The organism is Pseudomonas sp. G5(2012) (assembly GCF_000408945.1).
GTDB classification, from domain to species: domain Bacteria; phylum Pseudomonadota; class Gammaproteobacteria; order Pseudomonadales; family Pseudomonadaceae; genus Aquipseudomonas; species Aquipseudomonas umsongensis.
In genome coordinates this window covers 51,020-77,275 of record NZ_APIO01000025.1, presented here as the reverse complement: position 1 = coordinate 77,275, position 26,256 = coordinate 51,020, and the positions used below count along the sequence as shown (strand labels likewise).

The 26,256-nt window shown below is 58.6% G+C and carries 18 protein-coding genes, 1 other RNA gene and 1 pseudogene; all 20 read left to right on the top strand.

What is annotated here, in order from left to right; all coding sequences use genetic code 11:
- Positions 1-127 precede the first annotated feature (127 nt).
- The 20 genes and pseudogenes from PG5_RS07515 to PG5_RS07430 all read left to right on the top strand — a co-directional run bounded on the left by PG5_RS07515 (position 128) and on the right by PG5_RS07430 (position 26,250).
- On the top strand, positions 128-1,822 hold the full coding sequence (locus PG5_RS07515; RefSeq protein WP_020796515.1) for a lactate permease LctP family transporter: 1,695 nt from the start codon (positions 128-130) through the stop codon (positions 1,820-1,822).
- 144 nt (positions 1,823-1,966) lie between these two features.
- Entirely contained in the window at positions 1,967-2,791 is an 825-nt protein-coding gene (locus PG5_RS07510; protein WP_020796514.1) for a (Fe-S)-binding protein, read from the top strand.
- Positions 2,788-4,242 carry a LutB/LldF family L-lactate oxidation iron-sulfur protein gene (locus PG5_RS07505; protein ID WP_020796513.1) on the top strand — a complete coding sequence of 485 codons (1,455 nt, stop codon included), beginning with the start codon at positions 2,788-2,790 and terminating at the stop codon, positions 4,240-4,242. The genes PG5_RS07510 and PG5_RS07505 overlap by 4 nt, the downstream gene beginning before the upstream one ends.
- Positions 4,242-4,913: an LUD domain-containing protein gene (locus PG5_RS07500; RefSeq protein ID WP_020796512.1), complete on the top strand. Its 672-nt coding sequence runs from the start codon at positions 4,242-4,244 to the stop codon at positions 4,911-4,913. Before PG5_RS07505 ends, PG5_RS07500 begins: the two co-directional genes overlap by 1 nt.
- The gene (locus tag PG5_RS07495; RefSeq protein WP_020796511.1) at positions 4,910-7,723 is read left to right on the top strand and encodes an FAD-binding and (Fe-S)-binding domain-containing protein; all 2,814 of its coding nucleotides are present in this window, start codon (positions 4,910-4,912) and stop codon (positions 7,721-7,723) included. The genes PG5_RS07500 and PG5_RS07495 overlap by 4 nt, the downstream gene beginning before the upstream one ends.
- An 8-nt stretch (positions 7,724-7,731) precedes the next feature.
- Positions 7,732-7,884, top strand: a complete 153-nt coding sequence (locus PG5_RS34405) for a hypothetical protein (RefSeq protein ID WP_177326135.1) — start codon at positions 7,732-7,734, stop codon at positions 7,882-7,884.
- Between the two features lie 87 nt (positions 7,885-7,971).
- The gene (locus tag PG5_RS07490; protein ID WP_020796510.1) at positions 7,972-8,247 is read left to right on the top strand and encodes a hypothetical protein; all 276 of its coding nucleotides are present in this window, start codon (positions 7,972-7,974) and stop codon (positions 8,245-8,247) included.
- 96 nt (positions 8,248-8,343) lie between these two features.
- Positions 8,344-8,740, top strand: a transfer-messenger RNA (tmRNA) gene (ssrA, locus tag PG5_RS33270).
- Between the two features lie 187 nt (positions 8,741-8,927).
- Entirely contained in the window at positions 8,928-10,184 is a 1,257-nt protein-coding gene (locus PG5_RS07485; protein WP_020796509.1) for an integrase domain-containing protein, read from the top strand.
- Positions 10,185-10,351: 167 nt separating this feature from the next.
- Positions 10,352-12,853 carry an N-6 DNA methylase gene (locus PG5_RS07480; protein ID WP_020796508.1) on the top strand — a complete coding sequence of 834 codons (2,502 nt, stop codon included), beginning with the start codon at positions 10,352-10,354 and terminating at the stop codon, positions 12,851-12,853.
- Positions 12,846-14,117 carry a restriction endonuclease subunit S gene (locus tag PG5_RS07475; RefSeq protein WP_042955272.1) on the top strand — a complete coding sequence of 424 codons (1,272 nt, stop codon included), beginning with the start codon at positions 12,846-12,848 and terminating at the stop codon, positions 14,115-14,117. Before PG5_RS07480 ends, PG5_RS07475 begins: the two co-directional genes overlap by 8 nt.
- Positions 14,117-17,434, top strand: a complete 3,318-nt coding sequence (locus PG5_RS07470; protein WP_020796506.1) for a type I restriction endonuclease subunit R — start codon at positions 14,117-14,119, stop codon at positions 17,432-17,434. Before PG5_RS07475 ends, PG5_RS07470 begins: the two co-directional genes overlap by 1 nt.
- 4 nt (positions 17,435-17,438) lie before the next feature.
- Complete coding sequence (locus tag PG5_RS07465; protein WP_042955271.1) at positions 17,439-18,152, top strand: SprT family zinc-dependent metalloprotease; 714 nt, start codon at positions 17,439-17,441, stop codon at positions 18,150-18,152.
- A gap of 5 nt (positions 18,153-18,157) precedes the next feature.
- Complete coding sequence (locus tag PG5_RS07460; protein ID WP_020796504.1) at positions 18,158-20,539, top strand: AAA family ATPase; 2,382 nt, start codon at positions 18,158-18,160, stop codon at positions 20,537-20,539.
- 16 nt (positions 20,540-20,555) lie between these two features.
- On the top strand, positions 20,556-21,911 hold the full coding sequence (locus tag PG5_RS07455) for an McrC family protein (protein WP_042955270.1): 1,356 nt from the start codon (positions 20,556-20,558) through the stop codon (positions 21,909-21,911).
- A gap of 48 nt (positions 21,912-21,959) precedes the next feature.
- Positions 21,960-22,199 (top strand): annotated as a pseudogene (locus tag PG5_RS07450) (integrase); the annotation flags it as partial.
- Between the two features lie 1,062 nt (positions 22,200-23,261).
- Entirely contained in the window at positions 23,262-24,662 is a 1,401-nt protein-coding gene (locus PG5_RS07445; protein WP_020796500.1) for a YfjI family protein, read from the top strand.
- Complete coding sequence (locus PG5_RS07440; RefSeq protein ID WP_020796499.1) at positions 24,646-25,005, top strand: hypothetical protein; 360 nt, start codon at positions 24,646-24,648, stop codon at positions 25,003-25,005. Before PG5_RS07445 ends, PG5_RS07440 begins: the two co-directional genes overlap by 17 nt.
- On the top strand, positions 24,983-25,960 hold the full coding sequence (locus tag PG5_RS07435; protein WP_020796498.1) for an integrase domain-containing protein: 978 nt from the start codon (positions 24,983-24,985) through the stop codon (positions 25,958-25,960). The genes PG5_RS07440 and PG5_RS07435 overlap by 23 nt, the downstream gene beginning before the upstream one ends.
- Positions 25,957-26,250 carry a hypothetical protein gene (locus PG5_RS07430; RefSeq protein WP_042955269.1) on the top strand — a complete coding sequence of 98 codons (294 nt, stop codon included), beginning with the start codon at positions 25,957-25,959 and terminating at the stop codon, positions 26,248-26,250. The genes PG5_RS07435 and PG5_RS07430 overlap by 4 nt, the downstream gene beginning before the upstream one ends.
- Positions 26,251-26,256 lie beyond the last annotated feature (6 nt).

Below are 26,256 nucleotides of genomic sequence, written 5' to 3'. Positions count from 1 at the left end.
AGGGCGGCAAATTGACACACCGCCTACAACGCTTTTACCCTAGCCAACAGCGATTGTAAATTGGTATTACCAATTAACCAAGAACGCTGATCAGTGCCTGACCAACAACAATTAGGGGCCACCCCATATGCAAACCTGGCAACAGCTCTACAGCCCACTCGGCAGCCTCGGCCTGTCCGCACTCGCAGCCGTTATTCCCATCGTGTTTTTCTTCCTGGCCCTGGCCGTGTTCCGCCTCAAAGGACACGTGGCTGGCAGCATCACCCTGGCCTTGTCGATCCTGGTGGCAATCATTGCCTTCAAGATGCCAGTCGACATGGCGTTCGCCGCCGCCGGGTATGGTTTCGCCTACGGTCTGTGGCCAATCGCCTGGATCATCGTGGCGGCCGTGTTCCTCTACAAACTGACGGTCAAGAGTGGCCAGTTCGAAGTGATCCGCAGCTCGGTGCTGTCGATTACCGACGACCAGCGCCTGCAAGTCCTGTTGATCGGCTTCTGCTTCGGCGCCTTCCTCGAAGGTGCGGCCGGTTTCGGCGCACCGGTGGCGATTACCGCCGCACTGCTCGTAGGGCTGGGCTTCAACCCGCTGTACGCCGCGGGCCTGTGCCTGATCGCGAACACCGCGCCGGTCGCCTTCGGCGCCCTGGGTATTCCGATCATCGTGGCCGGGCAAGTGACCGGCATCGACGCCTTCAAGATTGGCGCCATGACCGGTCGCCAGTTGCCGCTGCTGTCGTTGTTCGTGCCATTCTGGCTGGTGTTCATGATGGATGGCCTGCGCGGCGTGCGTGAAACCTGGCCGGCAGCGCTGGTCGCGGGCTTGAGCTTCGCCGTGACTCAATACTTCACCTCCAACTTCATCGGCCCGGAACTGCCGGACATCACGTCGGCCCTGGCCAGCCTGGTTTCCCTGACCCTGTTCCTGAAGGTCTGGCAGCCAAAACGCGCTGCCGGCCAACACATCGTCGGTGCCGTCTCGGCTTCCGTGGTCAGCGCCAGCGTCGGTGGTTTCGGCCAGAAGCGCACCACCGTGGCTTCGCCTTACAGCCTCGGGGAGATTTTCAAGGCCTGGTCGCCGTTCCTGATCCTGACCGTGCTGGTGACCATCTGGACGCTCAAGCCATTCAAGGCGATGTTTGCCGCGGGCGGCTCGATGTACAGCTTCGTGTTCAATTTCGCCATCCCGCACCTGGACCAGTTGGTAATCAAGGTGGCACCGATCGTGGCCGCGCCGACTGCCCTCCCGGCGGTGTTCAAGCTTGACCCGATCTCCGCCACCGGCACCGCGATTTTCTTCTCGGCGCTGATCTCGATGCTGGTCCTGAAGATCAACCTCAAAACTGGTCTGACCACTTTGAAAGAGACCTTCTACGAACTGCGCTGGCCGATCCTGTCCATCGGCATGGTGTTGGCCTTCGCGTTTGTCACCAACTACTCGGGCATGTCGTCGACCATGGCCCTGGTCCTGGCCGGTACAGGCGCAGCCTTCCCGTTCTTCTCGCCGTTCCTCGGCTGGCTGGGCGTGTTCCTGACCGGCTCCGATACCTCGTCCAACGCGCTGTTCAGTTCGTTGCAGGCGACCACCGCCCACCAGATCGGCGTCAACGACACCTTGCTGGTGGCAGCGAACACCAGCGGTGGCGTGACCGGCAAGATGATCTCGCCACAATCGATCGCCGTGGCCTGTGCGGCAACCGGCCTGGTGGGCAAGGAATCGGACCTGTTCCGCTTCACCCTCAAGCACAGCCTGTTCTTTGCAACGATTGTCGGCCTGATCACCCTGGCCCAGGCCTACTGGTTCACCGGCATGCTGGTGCACTAAGCGCTACAAGCGACATGGAAAAACGACGCCGGGCCACGACCCCGGCGTCAGCTATTCACTACCCGGTCTGCAAGGCTGCTGAAAGATTTTCTCTCTATATTCAGTGGCCTCGACGGACGGATAACCGGCCGAGAGACACGCCTGATGAGCGAGCTTTTTTACAACGCTGTGCCGAATGCGACCCGTGTCGCCCCGCCACTGCCCGAGCCTCGGCAATACCCCAGCGAGAAACCTCAACGGGTGTACCTGTTCGGGACCTGCGTAGTGGATCTGTTCTACCCGCAAGCCGGAATGGACGCGATCCACCTGCTGGAACGCGAGGGCATTCGTGTCGAGTACCCGCAAGGGCAAAGCTGCTGCGGTCAACCGGCCTACACCTCGGGCTACACCGAGCAGGCCAGGACCGTCGCGCGCTCGCAACTGGCGCTGTTCGCCGGGGATTATCCGGTGGTGGTACCTTCGGGTTCCTGCGCGGGCATGTTGCGTGAACACTATGCCGACTTGTTCAAGGATGAGCCGGACACCTTGCAACAGGTTCAGGCACTGGCTGCTAGGACCTATGAACTCGCCGAGTTTCTGTTGTTTGTCTGCAAGGTGCAGTTCAAGGACAGCGGTATGCCGGTGAAGGTAGCGTTGCACACGTCGTGTTCGGCACGCCGTGAGATGAACACCCACCTGCACGGCCGCGAGCTGTTGTCGCAACTGGGCAACGTGGAGCGGGTCGAACACAGCCACGAAAGCGAATGCTGTGGCTTCGGTGGGACTTTCAGCGTCCGTATGCCAGATATTTCCGGGGCGATGGTGGCTGACAAGACCCGCTCGTTGAAAGAATCCGGCGCGCACCAGGTACTCAGTGCCGACTGCGGTTGCCTGATGAACATCAACGGCTCGCTGGAGAAACAGAAGGAAGCGCTGCGCGGTCAACACCTGGCCAGCTTCCTCTGGCAGCGTACCGGAGGTGCCCAATGAGTGCCGCCGAGATTATTCCTACGGTCGCCGTAGAAGAAGACTTTCGCACCCGGGCGCACGAGGCGCTGGGTGACGCGCAATTGCGGGGCAACTTCCGCAAGGCGATGGATTCACTGATGACCAAGCGGGCAGCGGCTTTCAGCGATGCTCACGAAAGAGAACATCTGCGAGCGCTGGGCAATGCTGTCCGCGCCCGTGCGTTATCGAAGTTGCCCGATTTGCTCGAGCAACTTGAACAGAACCTGACCCGCAACGGTGTGACAGTGCACTGGGCGGAAACGGTGGACGAAGCCAATGGCATCGTCCTGTCGATCATCCGCGCTCACGAGGGGCGGCAAGTGATCAAGGGTAAATCGATGGTCAGCGAAGAAATGGAGATGAACCACGTCCTCGCTGAACAGGGCATTGAATGCCTGGAATCGGACATGGGCGAGTACATCGTCCAGCTCGACCACGAGAAGCCTTCACACATAATCATGCCGGCGATCCACAAGAACGCCGGTCAGGTCGCGTCCTTGTTCCACGACAAACTTGGCGTGGAATACACCAAGGACGTTGACCAACTCATTCAGATCGGTCGCAGGGTCCTGCGGCAGAAGTTCTTCGAAGCGGACATCGGCGTCTCCGGCGTCAACTTCGCCGTGGCCGAAACCGGCACCTTGTTGCTGGTGGAAAACGAAGGCAACGGCCGCATGACCACCACCGTGCCACCGGTGCACATCGCCGTCACCGGCATCGAGAAAGTCGTAGAGAACCTGCGCGACGTAGTGCCGCTGCTGTCGTTGCTGACCCGCTCGGCCCTGGGCATCCCGATCACCACCTACGTCAACATGATCTCCGGTCCGCGCAAGGAACATGAGCTCGACGGCCCGCAGGAAGTGCACCTGGTCCTGCTCGACAACGGTCGCAGCCAGGCGTTTGCCGACAGCGAACTGCGCCAGACCTTGAACTGCATCCGCTGCGGCGCCTGCATGAATCATTGCCCGGTCTACACTCGAATCGGCGGCCATGCCTACGGCGAGGTCTACCCCGGCCCTATTGGCAAAATCATCACCCCGCACATGGTCGGCCTGGCGAAAGTCCCGGATCATCCGAGCGCCTCTTCGCTGTGCGGTGCCTGCGGCGAAGTGTGCCCGGTCAAAATCCCGATCCCTTCTTTGCTGCGCCGTTTGCGCGAAGAGAACGTGAAAGCGCCGGACAGCCCGGATCAAGTGATGCGTGGCCAGGGCAGCAAGTACTCGCGCAAGGAACGATTCATCTGGAACGCCTGGGCCAGGCTCAACAGTTCACCGACGCTGTATCGCCTGTTCGCTTTGGCCGCAACTCGCCTGCGTGCCCTTACGCCGAGCAATGTCGGACCATGGACGCAGAACCACAGCGCCCCGCAACCCGCCGCCCGTTCACTGCATGACATGGCTCGCGAGCATCTGGCCAAACAGGGAGATCGTTGATGAGCGCCAAGCAAAACATCCTCGCCAAGCTGCGTAAAAGTCTGACAGGCACCACGCCGGTGCCTGACAACTTCGACGTCGAGCTGGTAACGAAGCCCTACACCTACACGTCAGATCAACGCATCCCGCAACTGCGTAAATTGATGGAAGCGGTGCACACGGAAATCCACCTGACTTCGGGCGAGCACTGGCCGACCTTGTTGGCAACACTGCTGCAAGACCGCCAGTTGCCCAGCCTGTTGATCGCCCCGACTACACCGCACGGGCAACGCGTCTCGCAGCACTGGGCGAAAAATCCCGGCCTGCCGACGCTCAAGGCCTACGACCGCCCGGTTGAAGAATGGAAAGCAGAACTGTTCAACGACACCCCGGCGAGCCTGACCACCACCCTTGGCGCAATCGCCGCCACGGGCAGCCTGATTCTCTGGCCGACGCGAGAAGAACCGCGCCTCATGAGCCTGGCGCCACCGGTGCATTTCGCCTTGCTCAAGGCCAGTGAAATCCGCGATAACCTCTATCAGGTACAACAGGAATTCGAATGGGCCCAGGGCATGCCGACCAACGCCTTGCTGGTTTCCGGCCCGTCGAAAACCGCTGATATCGAGCAAGTCCTGGCTTACGGCGCCCACGGTCCGAAAGACCTCGTGGTGTTGATCCTGGAGGACCAATGAGTCTACCGGCCGCTTTCCTGCGCGATGCGCAGCAACTGATTCCCCGGGAACGGCGTTTCGACGATCCACTGTCGACGCTGGCCTTCGGCACCGATGCCAGCTTCTATCGACTGATTCCGCAACTGATAATTCGCGTCGAGTCCGAAGACGAAGTGGTGGCGCTGCTGCAACTGGCGCAGCGCGACCGGGTTCCCGTGACCTTCCGCGCTGCTGGCACCAGCCTGTCCGGACAAGCCATCAGCGATTCGGTGTTGATCGTGCTTGGGGATAACTGGAACGGTCGCGAGATCCGTGGCCAGGGCACACAAATCCGCCTGCAACCGGGGGTGATCGGCGCGCAGGCCAACGCCTGGCTGGCACCATTCGGGCGCAAGATCGGCCCGGACCCTGCGTCGATCAACGCCTGCAAAATCGGCGGAATCGTTGCCAACAATGCCAGCGGCATGTGCTGCGGCACGGCGCAAAACACTTATCACACCCTGGCGGGCATCCGTCTGGTGCTGGCCGACGGCAGCCGTGTCGATACCGAAGATGCCGCCAGTGTCGCGGCGTTTCGCGCCAGTCACGGCGACCTGCTGGAGCGTCTTGCGACCTTGGGCCGCGAGACCCGCGCCAATGCCGAACTGGCTGCAAAAATTCGCCACAAATATCGTCTGAAAAACACCACGGGCCTGTCACTCAACGCCCTGGTGGACTACGACGAGCCTGTGGATATCTTGAGCCACTTGCTGGTGGGTTCCGAAGGCACTCTGGGCTTCATCAGCGCGGTGACCTACGACACGGTGATCGATCACCCGAACAAGGCCTCGGCGCTGATCGTATTCCCGGACGTGGAAACCTGCTGCAACGCTGTCACCGTACTGAAGAGCCAACCGGTCTCAGCGGTAGAACTGCTGGACCGCCGCAGCCTGCGCTCGGTACAGGACAAACCCGGCATGCCCGCTTTCGTACAACAGCTGTCGAACAATGCCTGCGCCCTGCTGATCGAGTCCCGCGCGGCATCGACCTCTTTGTTGCACGAGCAACTGGCGCAAATCATGGCGTCACTGTCCTCGTTCCCGGTAGAGAAACAAGTCGATTTCACCGAAGACCCACTTGAAAACGCCCGACTCTGGGCAATCCGCAAGGACACCTTTCCCGCCGTAGGCGCTGTGCGCAAAACCGGGACCACAGTGATCATCGAGGACGTGACCTTCCCGGTGGAACAACTGGCGACCGGCGTGAACCGCCTGATCGAGCTGTTCGACAAACATCACTACGACGAAGCGATCCTTTTCGGACACGCCCTGGAAGGCAATCTGCACTTCGTCTTCACCCAAGGCTTCAACAATCCGCAGGAAGTCGCCCGCTACCAGGCGTTCATGGACGACGTGGCGCAACTGGTGGCAGTCGAGTTCGGTGGTTCGCTCAAGGCCGAGCACGGTACCGGGCGCAACATGGCACCCTTCGTCGAACTGGAATGGGGCAGCGACGCCTACCAGTTGATGTGGCAGCTCAAGCGCCTGCTCGATCCCAACGGCATTCTCAATCCGGACGTGGTGCTCAGCGAAGACCCACAAATCCACCTCAAGCACCTGAAGCCGCTGCCAGCCGCCGACGAGATTGTGGATAAGTGCATCGAATGCGGCTTCTGCGAACCGGTCTGCCCCTCCAAAGGCCTGACCTTGAGCCCGCGCCAGCGTATCGTGATCTGGCGTGACATCCAGGCGAAGAAACGCGCCGGGGTCGATACCCGCGAACTCGAAGCTGCCTTTGAATACCAGGGCATCGATACCTGCGCCGCCACCGGTCTTTGTGCCCAACGTTGCCCTGTAGGCATCAACACCGGCGAGCTGGTGAAAAAGCTTCGTGGGCAGCACGCTACCCATAGGAAAACTGCCACCTGGCTTGAAAGCAATTTCGCCACGGCGCTGCAAGGGGCGCGCTTCACCCTGCACGTGGCCAACGGCGCACGGATGTTGCTGGGCGCGCCACGCCTGGCAAAGCTGTCGGCAACGCTGACCCGCTTGTCCAAAGGCCAGGTCCCGCAATGGACCAACGCCATGCCGCAGCCGGAAAAAGCCATTCGCTTCAGTCCGGCGGTGACCGACGAACGCCCGCGCGTGGTGTATCTGGCAGCCTGCGTTTCACGAGCCATGGGCCCGGCGGCGGGCGACAAGGAGCAAATGTCGCTGTACGACAAGACTCGTGGCCTGCTGGAAAAAGCCGGTTATCAGGTGGTTTTTCCCGACAATCTGGATAACCTCTGCTGCGGCCAGCCCTTCGCCTCCAAGGGTTATGCCGAACAGGCCGAACACAAACGCCAGGAACTGATCGGCGCCCTGCTCCACGCCAGTCGTGGCGGGCTCGATCCGATTTACTGCGACACCAGCCCCTGCACCTTGCGCCTGACCCAGGACCTCGGCGATGTGCGCCTGGACCTGTACGATCCGGTACGTTTCATTCGCACACACTTGATGGATCGACTGCAATTCACACCGCAGGAAGCCCCCATTGCCGTGCATGTCACCTGCAGCACCCAGCATCTGGGCGAAAGCCAGGCGCTGATCGATCTGGCGCGCAAGTGCAGCAATAACGTGATCATCCCCGAGGGTATTCACTGCTGCGGGTTTGCCGGCGACAAAGGCTTCACCACCCCGGAGCTGAACGCACATTCGCTGCGTACCTTGAAGGATGCGGTGCAGTATTGCAGCGAAGGCATTTCTACCAGCCGCACCTGTGAAATCGGCCTTAGCCAGCACGGCGGGATCGATTATCACGGGCTGGTCTACCTGGTGGACCGCGTAACCCAAGCCCGCCCGGCCCTGTAGGAGCGAGCATGCTCGCGATGGACGTCAACGATAACGCGTGCTGCCTGGATAAACGCGGCGCCTTCGAGTCCATCTCGAGCGAGTTCGCGCTCCTGCAAATTCTTTCCCCACACAAAACGCAAAAAAAAACCGAATTCCTGCGCCCGGCTATAGTCATTTAGCTAGGCCCTGTAAACGAGCTTATAACCACCTCGGACGGCAGCCCGATCTACCGGCAGCACCGAGCCCTCATGCGCAAGGAGATTCCCATGAAGCACTCTGCAATAGCTGGATTGTTCATTTCTGCTGCACTGTTGGCCTCGCCGGTGTTTGCGGCGGATAAAGATCTTTGTGACGCGCAGGTTCAAAAGCTGGACGACGCAATCACCACCGCACCCGCCGTATCCGAGAACTCCATGGATAACGCGAAAACCGCGCTGGCTGATGCGAAAAAGGCCCAGGCAGCCGGTAACGACAAGGACTGCATCGAAATCTCCGGTCAGATGCTGGAGAAAATTCAGCAGCGCAGCCCTACCAAAAAGTGAACACAGGTAAGGCCAACCTTCGGGTTGGCCTTCCGCGCCTCATTGGCGTACACTGTACTGGCTTGTTGCTCAACGAGATTTTCGGGCAATGAGTTCGGGGCCGTTTAGGATTCGACGCCGGTTGCGAAACTTTAGGTGCATGCCGAGTTGGTAACAGAACTCGTAAATCCACTGTTGCAACTACTTATAGTTGCCAATGACGAAAACTACGGCCAGGAATTCGCTCTCGCTGCGTAAGCAGCCTTAGCCCTGAGCTTCTGGTACCTTCGGGTCCAGCAATCACCAGGGGATGTCTGTAAACCCAAAGTGATTGTCATATAGAACAGAATCGCCGTGCAGTACGTTGTGGACGAAGCGGCTAAAACTTACACAACTCGCCCAAAGCACCCTGCCCGTCGGGTCGCTGAGGGTTAACTTAATAGACACGGCTACGCATGTAGTACCGACAGCGGAGTACTGGCGGACGGGGGTTCAAATCCCCCCGGCTCCACCATTTCATCATCTAAAGACGTCCACGGACGTCTTTTTTTGTGCCTGAAATTCAGTAAATACGGGGGTTTCAGGACTAGTGGGGGCTTTCCAGATTTTTTGAGTTCCAGGCGGTTTGGTATTCCCAATGGTATTCCCGACTCCCCGGCGCTAATCTTGGGAATACCAAAAGGTGTCATGGAGTACTTCTCATGTGCGCTCAAACCACCCGCCTCTCCGACCGCCAGCTCAAGGCGATCAAACCGAAAGACAAGGATTACGTCCTCACGGATGGCGACGGGCTCCAGCTGCGAGTCAGGGTCAATCGCTCGATGCAGTGGAATTTCAACTACCGGCATCCCGTCACCAAGAATCGAATCAACATGGCACTCGGCTCTTATCCCGAGGTTTCTCTTGCGCAAGCGAGGAAGAAAACCGTTGAGGCCAGAGAGCTGCTTGCACAGGGCATCGACCCAAAAGCTCAGCGCAATGAGCTGCAGGAAGCCAAACGTGCGGAAACGGAACACACCTTCGAGAACGTGGCCACCGCCTGGTTCGAGCTGAAGAAGGATTCCGTCACGCCGGCGTATGCCGAAGACATTTGGCGCTCCCTCACACTGCATGTTTTTCCGAGCATGAAATCAACGCCTCTCTCGGAAGTCAGCGCCCCAATGGTCATCAAGCTCCTTCGTCCTATTGAGGCCAAAGGCAGCCTCGAGACAGTTAAGCGAGTGAGCCAGCGCCTTAACGAGATCATGACCTACGGGGTCAATTCCGGAATGATCTTTGCCAACCCTCTCAGCGGCATTCGAGCGGTGTTCAAGAAACCTAAGAAAGAGAATATGGCCGCGCTACCACCTGATGAGCTTCCGGAGCTCATGATGGAAATCGCGAACGCCAGCATCAAGCGGACGACCCGTTGCCTGATCGAATGGCAGCTGCACACCATGACCCGCCCTGCCGAAGCGGCGACCACCCGATGGGCAGACATCGACTTCGACAAGCGCATCTGGACCATCCCTCCGGAGCGAATGAAAAAGCGTCGTCCGCACACAATCCCGCTGACCGAACATGCACTCTCGTTATTGGAGACGCTTAAGCCCCATAGCGCCCACAGGGAATATGTGTTCCCGTCAGATAGAAACCCGCGCACCCACGCGAATAGCCAAACAGCCAACATGGCGTTGAAACGCATGGGCTTCCAGGACCGCTTGGTCAGCCACGGCATGCGCTCAATGGCCAGCACCATCCTGAATGAGCATGGCTGGGATCCCGAGCTGATCGAAGTCGCTCTTGCCCATGTCGACAAAGACGAAGTCCGAAGCGCCTATAACCGTGCGGACTACATTGAGCGAAGACGCCCGATGATGGCCTGGTGGAGTGAGCATATTCAGAAGGCCGCAACGGGTAGCCTGTTGGCATCTGCGATCAATCAAATCAGGGACTCCAACGTCGTGCCGATACGCTAAGGGCTCACCTCACGCGCAGATGGCCGAAAAATGACGCATCAGAGAAAATGGTGACTTTTCTCAAGGTCTCGTTTAGGCATGAATTGCAATCGCCTTTGCGAATACACTGTCGACCTGAAAATGGCCTCAGTGTGATGGCTAGCAACGATCTGTCTGGATATCGACCAATGCCTTTGACCCTACCCCAACTAGAGCGCCACCTGTTTAAGGCCGCTGACATTCTGCGCGGCAAGATGGACGCCTCAGAATTCAAGGAATACATCTTCGGGATGCTATTCCTCAAGCGCTGCTCGGATATGTTTGAGCAACGTCGCGAGGAAGTGATTCGCCTTGAAATGGAAGGTGGTAAAAGCAAGGTTCAGGCGCAGGTCTCTTCCGAGATCTCGCGCTGGTACAAAATAGAGGGCTCGTTCTGGGTGCCTCCGCAGTCACGCTACGAATTCTTGCTCAACGACGCACATCAGAACGTCGGCGACTTCCTGAATAAGGCGCTGACCGGTATCGAGACAGCCAATACCAGCCTGTACGACGTACTCGAACATATCGATTTCACACGCAAGGTCGGTCAGAGCAAAATCTCCGACATCAAGCTGCGCCAGCTCATCACGCACTTTGGTGTGTTTCGCCTGCGCAATGAAGACTTCGAGTTCCCTGACTTGCTGGGTGCCGCTTACGAATACCTGATTGGCGAATTCGCCGATTCGGCGGGCAAAAAAGGTGGCGAGTTCTATACGCCCCGCTCGGTGGTGCGGATGATGGTGCGGCTCATCAAACCCGAGCTCAAACACGACATCTACGATCCCTGCTGTGGTTCCGGCGGCATGCTGATCGCTGCAAAGGAATACATCGACGAGCACGGCGAAGATGGCCGCAAGGCGAACCTGTTCGGCCAGGAGTTCAACGGCACAGTGTGGTCCATCGCCAAGATGAACATGCTGCTGCACGGCATCAGCAACGCCGATCTGCATAACGAGGACACCCTAGCCGAGCCCCAGCACGTTGAGGGTGGCGAGTTGAAGCACTTCGACCGCGTGCTCACCAATCCGCCGTTTTCCATCCAGTGGGGCAATACCGAAAAGGATGCTGACGGCAAGCCCGCCTGGAAGCCGAAGTTTGAAGCCGAGCGCTTCTCTTATGGCCAGGTGCCGCTGGGTGCCAAGAAGGCCGACATGATGTTCCTGCAACACATGCTAGCCGTCACGCGCGACGGAGGCATGGTGGCAACTGTTCTGCCCCACGGCGTACTGTTCCGGGGTGGTGAAGAAAGAATCATCAGAAAAGGCATCATTGAGGACGACTTGCTCGAAGCCGTCATCGGCGTCGCCCCCAATCTGTTCTACGGAACCAGTATCCCGGCCTGTATTCTGGTATTGCGCCAGCGGGTGCAGAAAGGTGCCAACCGCGTCAGCGGCAAACCCACCGAACGCCGAGGCAAGGTATTGTTTATTAATGCCGACCGCGAACTCTTCGAAGGCCGAGCACAGAATTACCTGCTGCCGGAGCACATCGAAAAGATAGTCACCACCTTCGACGAGTTTCGTGCCATCGACGGTTTCTCGGCCATCGTCGACTACGCCACACTCAAGGCAAACGACTACAACCTCAATATTCGCCGCTATGCCGACAATTCCCCACCGCCCGAGCCACATGACGTGCGCGCCCATTTGGTAGGCGGCATCCCAAAGGCCGAGGTGGCCGACAAAGCCGGATTGTTCAGCGCCCACGGCCTGAATCCGATGGACCTGCTGGTGGAGCGTGAGGCCAAGTATCTCGACTTCGCGCCTGTGCTCGATAAACGTCAGGCTCTCAAACCGACAATCGAAAGCAATTCCGGTCTGGTCGCCAAGGAAGCGGCCATCCGAACCGCCTTCGAGGAGTGGTGGCAAACCCACAGCGCACGCATCACAGCGCTATCCGGGCAAATGGACAACGCCGCCAGCCTGGTAGCTTTGCGCAACGAGCTGTTGGCCAGTTTCAGCCAAAGCCTGGAAACCGTCGGGCTGCTCAACCCCTTCCAAGTGCGCGGCATCGTTGCCGGTTTCTGGTACCAGACCAAGTACGACTTCCTCACCCTGATGGCGCGCGGCGCCAAGGGCGTGGCCGACGCATGGCGCACTAGCATCGTCACCGCGCTGGAAGACAAGGCCAGCAAAGAAAGCCCGCTGGAACACAAGCTGGTCAAGTTCCTGATGAGCGATTTCGTCGAGGTCATCACCGAACTGGAGGCAAAAAAGGCAGAGTTGGACAGCCAGATCAAAGCCGCTAGCCCCAAGGATGTAGAAGGGGAAGATGGCGAAACCGTCGAGGCTGGGGAGCACGAAGCTGACGAAGAAAGCGTCGTGGACGAAGCCCAGCTTAAAGCCTGGAAGAAGGAACTCACCGCAATCAAGAAACAACTAAAGGCCAAAAATGACAGTTTCAAGCAGCACATCAACACCGCCGTCAAAGGTCTGGCACCGGAAGCCGCCGACGACCTGTTACTGACCATCCTGCACAACGATATGCAGACCATCGTTGAGCGCTACATGGCCGCGCAGCGCAAGGAGATCGTAGCCTCCTTCGAGAACTGGTGGGACAAGTATCGGATGACGCTGACCGAGATTGAGGGAAAGCGCGATGCGGCCGCAAAGGCACTGCAAGGGTTCTTGAAGGGGTTGCGGTATGTCTGATGAGCTCTCTCGCCCGATTGGCCAAGACATAAAAGTCGTATCGGGGTTTGCATTCTCATCGACTGGCTTTAGTCAGCTCGAAGGTCTGCCATTAATCCGTATCCGGGATCTGGCGTCATCATCAACAGAGGTGCGTTTCAAGGGACGATTTGACCCTGCGTATTTGGTTACGAATGGTGACATCCTGATCGGCATGGATGGTGACTTTGAGGTCCACCGCTGGAGTGGTGGGGCTGCGCTCCTGAATCAACGTGTCTGCAAAATTGAAGCAGCATCAGATTCAATCGATCAGCGATTCCTGTATTGGTATCTAAAACCGCATGTAGCAACGATCCATCGGCGTACACCTCAGACTACGGTGCGCCATCTCTCAACAAAAGACGTAGTTGCAATTCCGATGCCTTCGATTAATTCGGATGAACAACGAATAGTCGGAAAAATTATCGACACCCTCGACACCGCCATCAACGAAACCGAGGCGATTATCGCCAAGCTCAGGGCCGTCAAGCAGGGGCTACAGCACGACCTGTTGACGCGCGGAATAACCGCCAACGGCGAACAGCGCCCGGCCCAGGCCGAGGCGCCGCATCTCTACAAGGTGTCGCCGCTTGGCTGGATTCCGAAGGAGTGGGATGTGGTCACGCTTGAGTCGTTGTCCAAGACGGTCACCAGCGGTTCGCGCGATTGGGCGCGCTTCTATGCTGACAGCGGTGCGCTGTTCGTTCGCATTGGTAACTTGACGCGTGAACACATCAACTTTCGCTACGAATCGACGATCTACGTGCGCCCCCCTCGGAATGCGGATGGACAGAGGACACGGCTAGAGTCCGGCGACATCCTAATTTCAATCACGGCCGATCTGGGTATCGTCGGCGTCGTTCCTGATGGTTTGGGCGAGGCGTACATCAACCAGCACATTGCTCTGGTACGCCCAGACCTTGATGTTGTTAATTCGCGATTCATTGGTCATTACTTGGCTGGGCCAATTGCACAAACCTACATCAGCAAGCTGAACGACGCGGGTGCAAAAGCAGGCCTTAACCTGCCAACGATCCGGGGTTTGGTGACGGCAAAGCCACTTCGTGCCGAACAGGATCTGATTGCTACGCGCTTGGATGAGATCGACAACCGCTTACAGAACGCGACTTCCGAGTCCGGCAAACTGCGAGAGCTGAAGGCTGGCCTGATGGACGATCTCCTCACTGGCCGAGTCCGCGTCACACCATTGCTGGCCGAAGCTGCACAACAAAAAGGGAGCGCCTGATGAACTGGGAACTCGATGACGTCGAAAAACCGTTCGTAGCCCAGTTGCAGGCACTCGGTTGGGCCTATAACGCAGGCAGTCTCGACGATCCAGCAGTCACGGGTCGAACCAGTTTTGCCGAGGTGATTCAGGAAGGGTTGCTACGCGAGCAGTTGCGCGCGCTGAATTCCGGCGATGACGGAGCACCCTGGCTGGACGATGCGCGGTTATCCGAAGCCGTGGCGGCCATCACCCGCCTGGGCGCACACAAGCTGATGGAAGCCAACGAGAAGGCCACCACCTTGTTGATCCGAGGCTTGACGGTGGAGGGTCTGCCCGGATGGGACGGCGGGCGGGGTCAGACGATTCGCTATATCGACTGGGAATCCCCGGCCAACAACCGATTCACGGTGATCAACCAATACCGCATCGATTGCCCGCCCGGCTTCAACAGCGGCAAAGCCTTCATCGTGCCCGACCTGGTGCTGCTGGTGAACGGCATCCCGCTTGTGGTGGCGGAGTGTAAGAGCCCGTCCGTACCCGAGCCGCTGACCGAGGCGGTGGACCAACTGCGGCGCTACACCAACCAGCGCAAAGCTGCGCTTGAAGTGGACGACAATGAGGGCAACGAGGCGCTATTTGCCACCAACCAACTGCTGGTGGCAACCAGTTATGACGAGGCGCGCGTGGGGTGCGTGGGTGCAGCCTTTGAGCATTATGCTCAGTGGAAGACGGTGGTCGGCCCTGATGGCGCAGGTAGCGAGATTGAGGTGGCTCAGGCGCTAGGCAAGGCGGCTCTATCAGAGCAAGAGCGCTTGATCGCCGGATTGCTTTCGCCTTCGCATCTACTGGATGTTGTGAAGAACTTCATGTTGTTCATGCAGACAGGCGGCCAGACCATCAAAACGGTATGCCGCTACCAGCAATACCGGGCAGTAAACAGGGCAATTGCCCGCCTCAAGACCGGACAGACGCGGCTGCAGCACGGCGAACACGACAAGCGCGGCGGTATCATTTGGCACACCCAGGGTTCCGGCAAAAGTCTGACAATGGTGTTCCTGATTCGCAAGATGCGCACAGACGCGCGACTACGTCGCTTCAAGGTAGTCGTCGTCACGGACCGCAAAGACTTGCAGGGCCAGTTATCCGCGACCGCCACGTTGACAGGCGAAGCGGTGGACGTAGCAGAGAGCACTGCGGGCATAAAAGCGCTGGCACGGCGGAAGGGCCCGGGGCTGATCTTTGCCACGATCCAGAAATACCGTGACCCAGATAGCGCCGGTGATGCGCCGCTGACAGCGGACGATTTACCGAAAGTGGAAGAGTCCAAGGCCATCTACAAGGCTGACGAAAAATTTGAGGTGCTGAACGAAGACGATAGCATCCTTGTGCTGGTGGACGAGGCGCACCGCACCCAGGCTGGTGACCTGCAAGCCAACCTGCTGGCGGGCCTGCCCAACTGCGCGCGCATCGGCTTTACCGGCACTCCAATCATTATGGGTGACAAGAAGCGTACCCATGAGATCTTTGGCGAGTTCATTGACCGCTACACCATCAAGGAAGCCGAGGCCGACGGCGCTACGGTCCCAGTGCTCTACGAGGGCCGAACGGCCAATGGAGCGATCAAGGACGGCGCCAGCCTGGACGAACTGTTCGAAGACCTGTTCCGCCAGCACTCCCCGGAAGAGCTGGAGGCGATCAAGAAAAAGTACGCCACTAAAGGCCACATCTTTGATGCCCCGGCGCTGATCGCCGACAAGGCCCGCGACATCATTCGTCACTACGTGACCAACATCCTGCCCAACGGCTACAAGGCGCAGGTGGTGGCGTACAGCCGGTTGGCCGCGATTCGTTATTTTGAAGCGCTACGGTCAGCCCGCGATGAGTTATTGGCCGAGGCGCAGGTACTCTCGCCCGAAGACAAGATCCTGGATGACGAGGCCCTATGTCAGCGTCCTTTGAGCATGCAGGCGGTGGTACAGGCCTGGCGGTACCGCGACACGCTGGCACGCATTGAATTCGCGCCCATCATTTCTGGCAGCAACAATGACAACCCTGCGTGGAAGCAGTGGACAGACGGCGCGGTGCATGAGCAACTGATCAAGCGCTTCAAGAAGCCGCTGTTCAATGCCAAGCCGGAGAAGACCGACCCGCTGGCCTTCCTTGTCGTGAAGTCGATGCTGCTCACCGGCTTTGATGCGCCAATCGAAGGCGTGATGTACCTCGACCGTCCGATCCGCGAGGCGGAGTTGCTACAGGCGATTGCCCGCGTCAACCGTACCGGCTTCGGCAAGCGATGTGGCATCGTGGTGGACTACTACGGCGTGGCGCAGCATTTGAAGGAGGCGCTGGCAGCCTACGCCGATGAGGACGTGGACGGTGCGCTGGCCAGCCTAAAGGACGAAGTACCGGTGCTGCGCGACAGGCACCTGCGTGTAGTAGACCTGTTCCGTCAGCACGGTATCGAGTCGCTGGACTACACTGAAGCCTGCGTTGAAGTATTGTGCAACGAGAAATTGCGCGCCGAGTTCGCCGTCAAGCTCAAGGCTTTCTTGGGGTCCCTGGATACGGTGCTGCCGCGACCGGAAGGGTTGCCTTATTCAGGCGACGCAAAGCGCCTGGCGTACATCCATGCCCGCGCCCGCAATCGCTACAAGGACACGCCGGTACTGGGTAAGGATGTGGGTGCCAAGGTTCGTAAGCTGATCGACGATCATGTGATCTCGCTGGGCATCGACCCAAAGATCCCACCGATTCAGCTGACCGATGCCGAGTTCGATACACACCTTGCGCGTGCCGTAAACGACCGCGCCAAGGCTTCCGAGATGGAGCACGCGATTCGCTCGCACATCCGTAAGCACACCGATGAAGACCCGGTGCTGTACCGCAAGCTCTCCGAGCACTTGAACGACATTCTCAAAACACTAGGTGAAAAGTGGAACGAGGTGATCTCGCAACTGCAGAAGATTATCGACGAGTTGCGCACTGGCAAGGTGGGAGGTGCCGATACGCCGAGCGACTTGCCCGAACACTACGCGCCGTTCCTCCGCACAGTCCTTGATGTCGTTTGTGCTGGCCAGACGCCAACTGCAGCCGAGTTGCTGCGCCTGAAGGATGTAACGGTTGAGCTGGTCGAATCTCTGGCTCAGGAACTGCAGAGCAACCGCAATATCTGGAGTCCGCACAAACGCGCCGCACAGGACGAGCTGAACGGCCAGTTGTTCGACCAGCTAATGCGCCTTCGTCCGCCTCTGGTGGATGCGGACAAAGCCGGTGTGCTGGCCGACAAGCTGATGGAGCAGGCCCGCGCCAACCACGACAAGCTGGTGCAGGTGTAATCCGATGCTCGTATCTACGAGATCACCAGTACTCCAAGTGGACGACTTATTGTTCTCCATCCGACGCAGCGCACGTCGCAGAACGATGGAGATCACGGTAGAACGCAGTGGTAACTTGGTTCTGTCTGCTCCGCCGGAGGTTAGCGAAGCTCAGCTGCGCGAATTTGTCTTTGAGAAGCGCTTCTGGATCTACACCAAGATGGCTGAGAAGGAACGTTTGCAGCGCCAGATTCCGCACAAGGAGTTCGTCAGCGGCGAGGGTTTCCTGTACCTCGGGCGCAGCCACCGGTTGAAGGTGGTCGAGGAGCAGAATGTGCCGCTGAAGCTCGCGGGTGGTCGCTTCTGTATGCGCCGTGACGCCATCCCCACCGCGCGCGCGCACTTCATCCGATGGTACAGCACACGTGCGAAGGTCTGGCTATCGACCCGAGTGGCCGACTACCAATCGCGGATGGAGGTGCGACCAGCGGGTGTGAAGGTGCAGGACCTGGGTTATCGGTGGGGTTCCTGTGGCAAGGGCGACTGGCTGTACTTCCACTGGAAGGCGATCCTATTACCGACACGTATTGCTGAATACGTGGTAGTACACGAAATGGCTCACCTGCACGAGCCGCACCACACTCCCGCGTTCTGGTTACGCGTGGAGCGCGCCATGCCTGATTTCGCGCAGCGAAAGACTTGGTTGGCTGAACACGGAATTGATGTCGAAGGGATCTGAGAACCATGGCGGGCTATTTCACCACTGACCACTTCAAGCTGCTGAACAAGTGGATGGGACAAAAGCGTGACGAATCAAACCCCGAGCAAAACCGCGCCTACGATGATCTGAAAAAGGCCTATGAGGTAACAGAGGAGTGGGCCAACAAGCTTAAGGCTGAGTTGTTTCCTGTGGGCCGCGTAGAAATTCGCAAACGGCCTACCAACCAAGGCAATAACTTCGCTGGCTACAACTGGGCAAAAATCTACCCTTCGTCCGAAGCGCCGAAGGAGTTGGCCTACACCGTAGGCATCGATGCCAATGACGGCTTTGTGGTCAAGATCGATACCGTCGGACTAGACGAGTCGGATGCGACGCGAAGAGCCTATTTAACGCTGCGTGGCACCTATAACAACTCATCCCCCTTTGTCACCAAAATGCCCGCAGGCGATGGTCTGGGGAAATCGCTGGACCAGCTCGTTACGTGGAGTATTGAAGCCATCCGCAGCTTCAAGCTGCGCTACGACGAGGTAGTGGCCAAACTAGACCTCGGCATGAGACTGAGCGACGAGGATCTCCTCAAGCACTTCGATAGTAAACCTGCATTCCAGACTTTCCGCGCCTCGTGGTCGCCACAAGACAAGGCGCTGTTCTGTCGATTAGCGCGGGCTGTCCACATGGCAGGTCTGGACTGGTGGCACATGAACAAAGGCGTCCAAGTGCGCTTTGGCCGCAAAAACCCCGGAAGTGAGCGCGCGGTCGGTGTGCTTGGCGTCATTCGGGGCACTCGGACCCGGAAGCTCTCATGGACGCGTGAGGTGGGTGCGCTACCCAAGCTCCACCGCGAACCGTTAACGGAGGAACTCGTCTCGAAGATTGAAGCAGCCCTTTCAGCCGATCGTGGCTTACTCGACGACTGGACGGTACTTGAAACGGAGCGACCGGGACTGTGGCCAGATCAACTGCGTGACGATCCAGTGGAGCACGGCGATGATTCCGACGAAGACGAAACGCTCGATTCTGATGCAGTAAGGTTCCCGATTAATCGTATCTACTACGGTCCGCCCGGCACGGGGAAGACCTACGAGTTATCGAAGCTGCTTAAGCGAGAGTATGAGCAGGCCATGACTTCCGTATCCAAGGAAGAGTGGCAAAATCAGTTTGTGGGCGAAAAAACAGTGAGCCTTACCTGGTGGGAAGCAGCTGCGGCGGCTCTCTACCATCTTGGGGGGAAAGCGAGTGTCGACACACTGCTTGATCACCCGTTCATGAAAGCTATTGCCGCCATGAAGAGTGCGAACAAGAATGTGCGAAACACCGTTTGGGGCGCTCTGCAGTACCACACGATTGAATCATCTAAAACCGTCAAGATGAGCAAACGGATGGCGCCGGCAGTGTTCGACAAACTACCGGATTCGTCCTGGATACTTGCTGGGGATTGGGAGGACGCAGCAGCCGACCTGAAAAAGCTAGTGGACGAGTACGATGCCGGTCCACCCTCAGCCGAATACATCAAACGCTACAGTTTCGTCACCTTCCACCAATCTTACGGTTACGAAGAGTTCGTGGAGGGGCTCCGACCGGTTCTCGATGCCGATGCAGAGTCCGGTGAAATCCAATACGAGATCCGCGCGGGCGCCTTCAAGGATTTGTGCAGGAAAGCACGATTGGCACCGGATCAGAAATTCGCGATGGTGATTGACGAGATCAACCGAGGCAACATCAGCAAAATCTTTGGCGAGCTGATCACCTTGATCGAATCTGATAAACGCGAAGGAGCTATGAACGCCGTTTCTGTGTCTTTGCCGTATTCCGGCGAAAGTTTTTCGGTGCCAGCCAATGTCGACATTATCGGCACAATGAACACGGCAGACCGATCCCTTGCGTTGCTGGATACCGCGCTGCGTCGCCGGTTCGAGTTTGTGTCGGTGATGCCGGACGCTCGCGATGAGCCAGGTGCGCCGCTCGCAGGCCTTCGGGTCAGCCTGGGCGAGCAGGTGGTCGATGTGCCTCGCATGCTTGATGCCATAAACCAGCGCATCGAGGTGCTCTACGACCGCGACCATTGTATTGGCCATGCGTACTTCACACCGTTGGCGCAAGTGCCTGATGGGGACGAACGATTTGTAGCATTGCAACAAGTGTTCAGCACCCGCATTCTGCCCCTGCTCGAAGAGTACTTTTTTGAGGACTGGCAAAAGATCCGTCTTGTATTGGCGGACAACCAGAAATCCCCCGCCGCACGTTTTGTTGTAGAGGGTCAAGATCAGGAGGACGATTTGGCTCGTCTGTTCGGCAGCGACCATGGCATGGACAGCTACTCCACCAAGCGCCATTACGCTGTGCAGGAGGCTGCGTTCTCTAATACGGATGCCTACATTGGCATCTACCATACGTTGTCGACCTAAATCGTGGGGGGGGCGCGTGAGTGGTATCTCGATCTACGAATTTGACGTACTGATAGCAGCGACATCTGGGGACGCGTCTTCCGAGGGTTTGCACACAATCCCGGACCAGGTATACGGATGGCTTGAGCGCCAATGCCTGCGGGCCACCAATGAAAGTGGCGCGCAATGGCTGCGCCTGACTCAGCGGCATGGGCATCGTGTCGTTCAGGTCACCAGTTTTGTCGGAGTGATCCGTGCACCGGACGGTTACCAGATAGAGGTGCTGCCCAAGGTCGGTAAAGCGATAGGCGGCGGTGCGATCGAGGCACGCCAGCTTCTAATCGAGATGCTCTGCTGTCTTCAAGGCTTCCGCCACGTTCAAACAGACAGCGCTAAGCTCTCGGCGGCACGAATGCCCTTGCTGGAGGTTTTTATTGCCGAATTTCTGCTTGCGGTGGGGCACATCGTCAAACGAGGGTTGCGCAGCAACTACTCCTGTCGGCAGGACAACCTGTTTGCACTTCGCGGCAAGCTGATGATGGCATCGCATCTGCGGCAAAACCTACATAGGGCGGACCGATTCTTTACAGAGCACGACGAGTTTTCGATCGATCGCCCGGAAAACCGCTTGCTACACGCAGCCTTGCGACGAGTGCTGATGCTGTCGGCGTCTCAGGCTCATCAGCAACTGGCCCGTGAGTTGGAGTTCGTGTTTGCAGAAGTCCCAGTATCAGCGCAGCCACGGATCGATTTCCAGCAGGTGCGTCTCGATCGGGGCATGGGTTACTACGGCGATGCGTTGGCTTGGGCGAAGTTGATCCTAGACGAGCAGTCCCCCCTGACAGGCAGTGGCGGTAACAATGCTCCGTCGCTGCTGTTCCCGATGGAGGCAGTATTCGAAGCGTTTGTATCCAAGCATCTCGCGAAACAACTGGTGCGGCCGCTTGTCCTGAAAACCCAAGCACGCAGTCATCACATGGTTCGCCATCGAGAGCAGAACTGGTTTTGTCTAAAGCCAGATCTTTTGATCCGGGATACCAACAAGGATCTGCTGGTCCTTGACGCAAAGTGGAAACTGCTGGATGGACTGAAGGCCAATGGCACGAGCAAGTACGGCCTCGCGCAAGGCGACTTCTACCAGTTGCAGGCCTACGGCCAGAGCTACCTGAATGGAACGGGGGATGTGGTGCTGATTTACCCCAAGACGGCCGCATTCGACCGGCCACTATCAGTATTCGAGTTCCCTAAAATAAAGGGTCTGCGATTATGGGTGCTGCCCTTTTGCCTGAAGTCACGCCAGCTTTTGGTTCCGGGCGGTGCGCCGTTTACTGCAGTGTTCAAGGACACGCAGAGGGAAACTACTTTCAGACTTGAGCTGTCGACATTCGACTGACAACTGTTCCACTCGTAGATTGCCAGAGCAGCAATAGCTAAACCGCCTATAGCCTTGAAACGCGTGGGTTTCGAGGGCCGGTTGGTCAACCGCGGCATGAGCGCCATGGCCAGCACCATCCTGAACGAGCATGGGTGGGATCCGGAGCGGATCGAAGTCGCGCTGGCGCATGTCGACAAGGACGAAGTCCGAAGCGCTTACAACCGAGCTGACTACATTGAACGTCGGCGTCCGATGATGGCTTGGTGGAGTGAGCACATCCAAAAAGCAGCAACGGGCCATCAATGACACCAGGAACTGCAATGTCGTGCCAATCCGGTGAGCGCTCACCGAACGCCGCCGGTAACCGAAAATGGCTCTCCAGATGGAGTGATGGTTGATTTGGCGACAGCGGCGACACTGGCGACACCCCACGCAATACCTGGTCTGCAGCATGGCGACAGAGGTGGCGACTGTCGCCGCTGCAAGCCTCTCTCTTGGGGCTTTCTCGGCCAAGCCCACGCGAGCGGGAAGGCTCCGCATTCCCACTCTCATGGGCTCACATTAAAAACCGACGAACGACCACCCGGCCATGGAATGCCACCGACTTCCAAGGTCTTCCAGCGCTACCGATTGGCGCAAGAGTCGCCCCCAAAATGCTGTTGACCGCGAGCAAAACGAGCGCTAAACCAGAACCGTACAAGCGCTGTCCTCGACAGCACCCAGGTAGCCAGAACCTTTGAGGCTACGCCACATCGTGGTGGTTTTCCCCAAGTGCGATTAGCGTCCGGCGGCTCGCACGGTCACAGCGATGTGATGGATGCCACTTCTTCCAGAATGCCCACTGCGGCAACTCATGCCCCCCTCCTGGCTGCTCTGCAGCAACTTATCCGCTTGGCTATTTCTGCGCCAACCTTTTGCCCGTCTCTTTGCCCCCTAAAGAGACGGGCGCATATCACACTGCTGCAGCCCTGCTCGCACGGGCCTTTGCGGCTTTCCCCCTCGTGACAATCGGCGTGACAAACACCGAATGCTCACTCGCCACAGCGATGCCGATGATGGTGCCGCAGCCCATGAAATGGACTGCACCTGACTGACAGTCAGGCATGCCCCAGTCATCGCCTCACTGCCTTCACCCGACTCAGGATCTCGCGACACCGGCCTCGTCAGCCAGTGCAGCCTCCACCCGCCCACCGCTATTGGTGTTGAGGAGGCCAGATCATGAGATGCCCAAGCTCCCGGCCGTAAGGAGCCGCCAGTCCCGCGTTAGTGGACAAACCTCACAGGTCGCAGGGGCCTTGATCCCTGATAACACTCAACAACCGTGGCGGGATGAGTGAGGACGAAGTCGATAATCTCAGGAGAATTTTGATGCAACTGTGCGAAGCGTTCGAGCCCCCACAACCATTGCTGGAGTACCAGCAGGCGCCACTGCCCTACCCGGTCGAAGCACTCGGGGATCTGTTGGGCCCTGCGGTCGAGCGACTGGCCGAGGTGATCGGCGTGCCCTGCGCCATGGCTGCACAGTCGGTGCTGGCTACCACTGCCTTGGTGAGCCAGGGCCACGCCAATGCCCAACTCGACGGTCGAACCTATCCGCTGTCCCTCTACCTACTGACGGTGGCGTCCTCGGGGGATCGCAAAAGCGCGGTGGATCACCTGGCATTAAGGGCAGCGCGCGACTGGGAGCGGCAACAGTGGACCCTGTATGCGGAAAAGCGCAAAGCCTATCGCGCAGCTACCAGCATCATGGCCAAACCCAAAACCTCAAAGAAGCACGCGGAGGCGGAAGGCGGTGAACTATCCGAGCCGGTACCGCCGAGACTGATCATTGCCGAGCCCACCATTGAGGCCCTAGTCAAAAGTCTGTGCCATGGCTTGCCCAGCATGGGCTTGTTCAATGATGAAGGTGGACAGTTCTTGGGCAGCAGCACCATGAGCAAAGAGAATCTGCTCAAGGCGATCACCACCTTGTCGACACTGTGGGATGGCAGCCCTATCGACCGGGCCCGCTCTATGGCCGGAGAAAGCCTGCGCGCCTATGACCGCCGCCTCAGCCTGCATCTGATGCTGCAGCCCTACCTAGCCAACCAGCTGTTCAAAGACCCGGTGATCAATGGACAAGGCATCCTCGGTCGCTGCCTGATCAGTTGGCCCGAGCGCCTGGCCGGCCAGCGACTCTACAAGGCAATCGACCTGACTAGAGATGCCAAAGTCCAGCGCTACCAACAACGGATCACCGCCCTGCTGCAAAAGCCCTGGTCGCTTCACAAGGATGGATCACTCAATCCCGTCACGCTGGAACTGACTCCCCGTGCCCGTCGTGCCTGGATCGATATTCACGACACGATCGAGTGCCAGTCTGGCGAGTTCGGCGAGCTGGCCGGCGTCCAGCCTGTCGCGGGCAAAGCCGCGGCGAATGTGCTGCGCATCGCGGGCGTGCTGGCCATGGTTGAAGAGGCCAGTCAGTTGGAGGAAGCACACATCCAGCGCGCCTCCACGTTGATGGATTACTACCTGGCCGAGATCCAGCGCCTGACCGAACGGGAGCCGGTCAATAGCCGATGCGAAGAGGCGGATCGGCTGCTGCGCTGGCTGGCGCAGAAAGGCTGGACCCACTTCACCATCCGCGACGTCAATCGCAACGGCCCTCGTTTTGCCCGCAAGAGCGCTGACCATACCGCCTCTTTATTGGTGGTACTGATCACTCATCGCTGGCTGAGCAGCCGCGACGGAAAAACTTTCGAGGTCCGCCATGTTTCGCCTCAATGACGCGGTGCGTCGCTACCAGGCGCAACAACAACCACAACCCGAATCGCGGCGTGTCGCCGCCTCTGTCGCCACCCTGTCGCCACGCGCCAGGCCAGAAACGACGCGGGTTGTCGCCGGTGTCGCCGCTGTCGCCACACCACCAGTTGAGCCTGCCAACCTCGCCCTGCTGATCGAGCAACTGCGTGAGGAAGGGGCACTGCTGCAACATCAGAAGAACGCCCTCCTAATCCGCCCAACACACTGGCAGCAGGTGGACAGACTCAGCCCCCACTGGAAAGCCTTGCTGCTCTTTCTGCAAACAAACGAAAACGGTGATGACGATGGCTCTGGTCGGTCGGCGTGATGGTCGCAACTTTGGCTATGGCCGCCAGCTGAGCTACGCCGGCCCACAAGCGCTCAAGGATTTGTTTGCCGGCGGCCACTTCGCCACGGTCAAAGCGCATAGTGATCGCTGGCAAGCGTTTGTGCGTTGGTGTCGATCAGAGGACGGCCCCGGTTACAACGATGCGCGCCAGATCGATCGACAGACGCTGCAAGACTACGCCGCTTACCTGCGCCAGCAGATCCAGCAAGGTGAACTCTGCATCGCTACCGCGCAGAACCGCCTGAGCAGCGTCAACCACACCCTCGCGGCGCTGCGCGGTGATCAGGACGTGAGGATCGCCAGCCCGAGTCAGGCGTTGGGACAGAAGCGCTCGAGCGTACGCACCCGCGCGCCGGATGGCCAAGACCACCAACAAGTGCGGCGAGTACTTGAGGCGCTTGGCGAACAGCAACACGAGCGGGTGGCCGCGATTGTTCTTTTGGCCCGAACAACCGGCATGCGCCTGCGCGAAGCGATCCTGGCTGACCTGCCACGCTTGCACCGCGAAGCCGAACACTTAGGCCGCATCAACATCCAGGACGGCACCAAAGGCGGCCGCTCAGGGGCATCAGCGCCGCGATGGGTCGTGGCCAATGAAGCGGTGAAAGAGGCCCTACAGTTGGCTCGTCATGCGTCGCCGCCCCGCAGTCGCAACTTGCTGGCCCGCGACGAAAGCTACGCCGAATTCCTGCAACAGACTGTGCTCCCCGCCCGCGAAACGCTGCATGAACACGGGCTGAAGGGCTTTCATGAACTGCGAGCGGCCTACGCCTGCGAGCGTTATGAGCAGCTCACGGGGCACGCGGCACTAGTCAATGGTGGCCCCTATCGCATTGACCGCGGCCTTGATCAACAGGCGCGGCAACAGATCAGCGTTGAGTTTGGGCATAACCGGATCGATGTGATGTCGGCCTACATCGGGGGGAGAGCGTGAGCAAGCCGTTTGATATGGAGCTGTTCCTGAGCGGCGTTCTGACCGGATCGAAGGCCACGCGACAACGACACCTACGGCAAGCCCGAATCATGCAAGCCGCCATTCAACAGCGCTGGCAGCGAGACAATCCCTGGACCTGGCAGCTCAAGCATGTGCGCTGGTTTCTCACTCAGCACCTGAAAGACCATTCCGACGCCACCCGGTATTACTATTGGCTCACCGTCCTATTGATCTGGAAGCGATTAGGGAGCGACCGAGAATTGCTGATCGGGCGCTCGAATCGTGGGTAGGCACCC

What these genes read in the sequence shown, in the direction of transcription:
- PG5_RS07515 (WP_020796515.1), top strand. Translation starts at nt 128, where the DNA reads ATGCAAACCTGGCAACAGCTCTACAGCCCACTCGGCAGCCTCGGCCTG.
- PG5_RS07510 (WP_020796514.1), top strand. Translation starts at nt 1,967, where the DNA reads ATGAGCGAGCTTTTTTACAACGCTGTGCCGAATGCGACCCGTGTCGCC.
- PG5_RS07505 (WP_020796513.1), top strand. Translation starts at nt 2,788, where the DNA reads ATGAGTGCCGCCGAGATTATTCCTACGGTCGCCGTAGAAGAAGACTTT.
- PG5_RS07500 (WP_020796512.1), top strand. Translation starts at nt 4,242, where the DNA reads ATGAGCGCCAAGCAAAACATCCTCGCCAAGCTGCGTAAAAGTCTGACA.
- PG5_RS07495 (WP_020796511.1), top strand. Translation starts at nt 4,910, where the DNA reads ATGAGTCTACCGGCCGCTTTCCTGCGCGATGCGCAGCAACTGATTCCC.
- PG5_RS34405 (WP_177326135.1), top strand. Translation starts at nt 7,732, where the DNA reads ATGCTCGCGATGGACGTCAACGATAACGCGTGCTGCCTGGATAAACGC.
- PG5_RS07490 (WP_020796510.1), top strand. Translation starts at nt 7,972, where the DNA reads ATGAAGCACTCTGCAATAGCTGGATTGTTCATTTCTGCTGCACTGTTG.
- PG5_RS07485 (WP_020796509.1), top strand. Translation starts at nt 8,928, where the DNA reads ATGTGCGCTCAAACCACCCGCCTCTCCGACCGCCAGCTCAAGGCGATC.
- PG5_RS07480 (WP_020796508.1), top strand. Translation starts at nt 10,352, where the DNA reads ATGCCTTTGACCCTACCCCAACTAGAGCGCCACCTGTTTAAGGCCGCT.
- PG5_RS07475 (WP_042955272.1), top strand. Translation starts at nt 12,846, where the DNA reads ATGTCTGATGAGCTCTCTCGCCCGATTGGCCAAGACATAAAAGTCGTA.
- PG5_RS07470 (WP_020796506.1), top strand. Translation starts at nt 14,117, where the DNA reads ATGAACTGGGAACTCGATGACGTCGAAAAACCGTTCGTAGCCCAGTTG.
- PG5_RS07465 (WP_042955271.1), top strand. Translation starts at nt 17,439, where the DNA reads ATGCTCGTATCTACGAGATCACCAGTACTCCAAGTGGACGACTTATTG.
- PG5_RS07460 (WP_020796504.1), top strand. Translation starts at nt 18,158, where the DNA reads ATGGCGGGCTATTTCACCACTGACCACTTCAAGCTGCTGAACAAGTGG.
- PG5_RS07445 (WP_020796500.1), top strand. Translation starts at nt 23,262, where the DNA reads ATGCAACTGTGCGAAGCGTTCGAGCCCCCACAACCATTGCTGGAGTAC.
- PG5_RS07440 (WP_020796499.1), top strand. Translation starts at nt 24,646, where the DNA reads ATGTTTCGCCTCAATGACGCGGTGCGTCGCTACCAGGCGCAACAACAA.
- PG5_RS07435 (WP_020796498.1), top strand. Translation starts at nt 24,983, where the DNA reads ATGGCTCTGGTCGGTCGGCGTGATGGTCGCAACTTTGGCTATGGCCGC.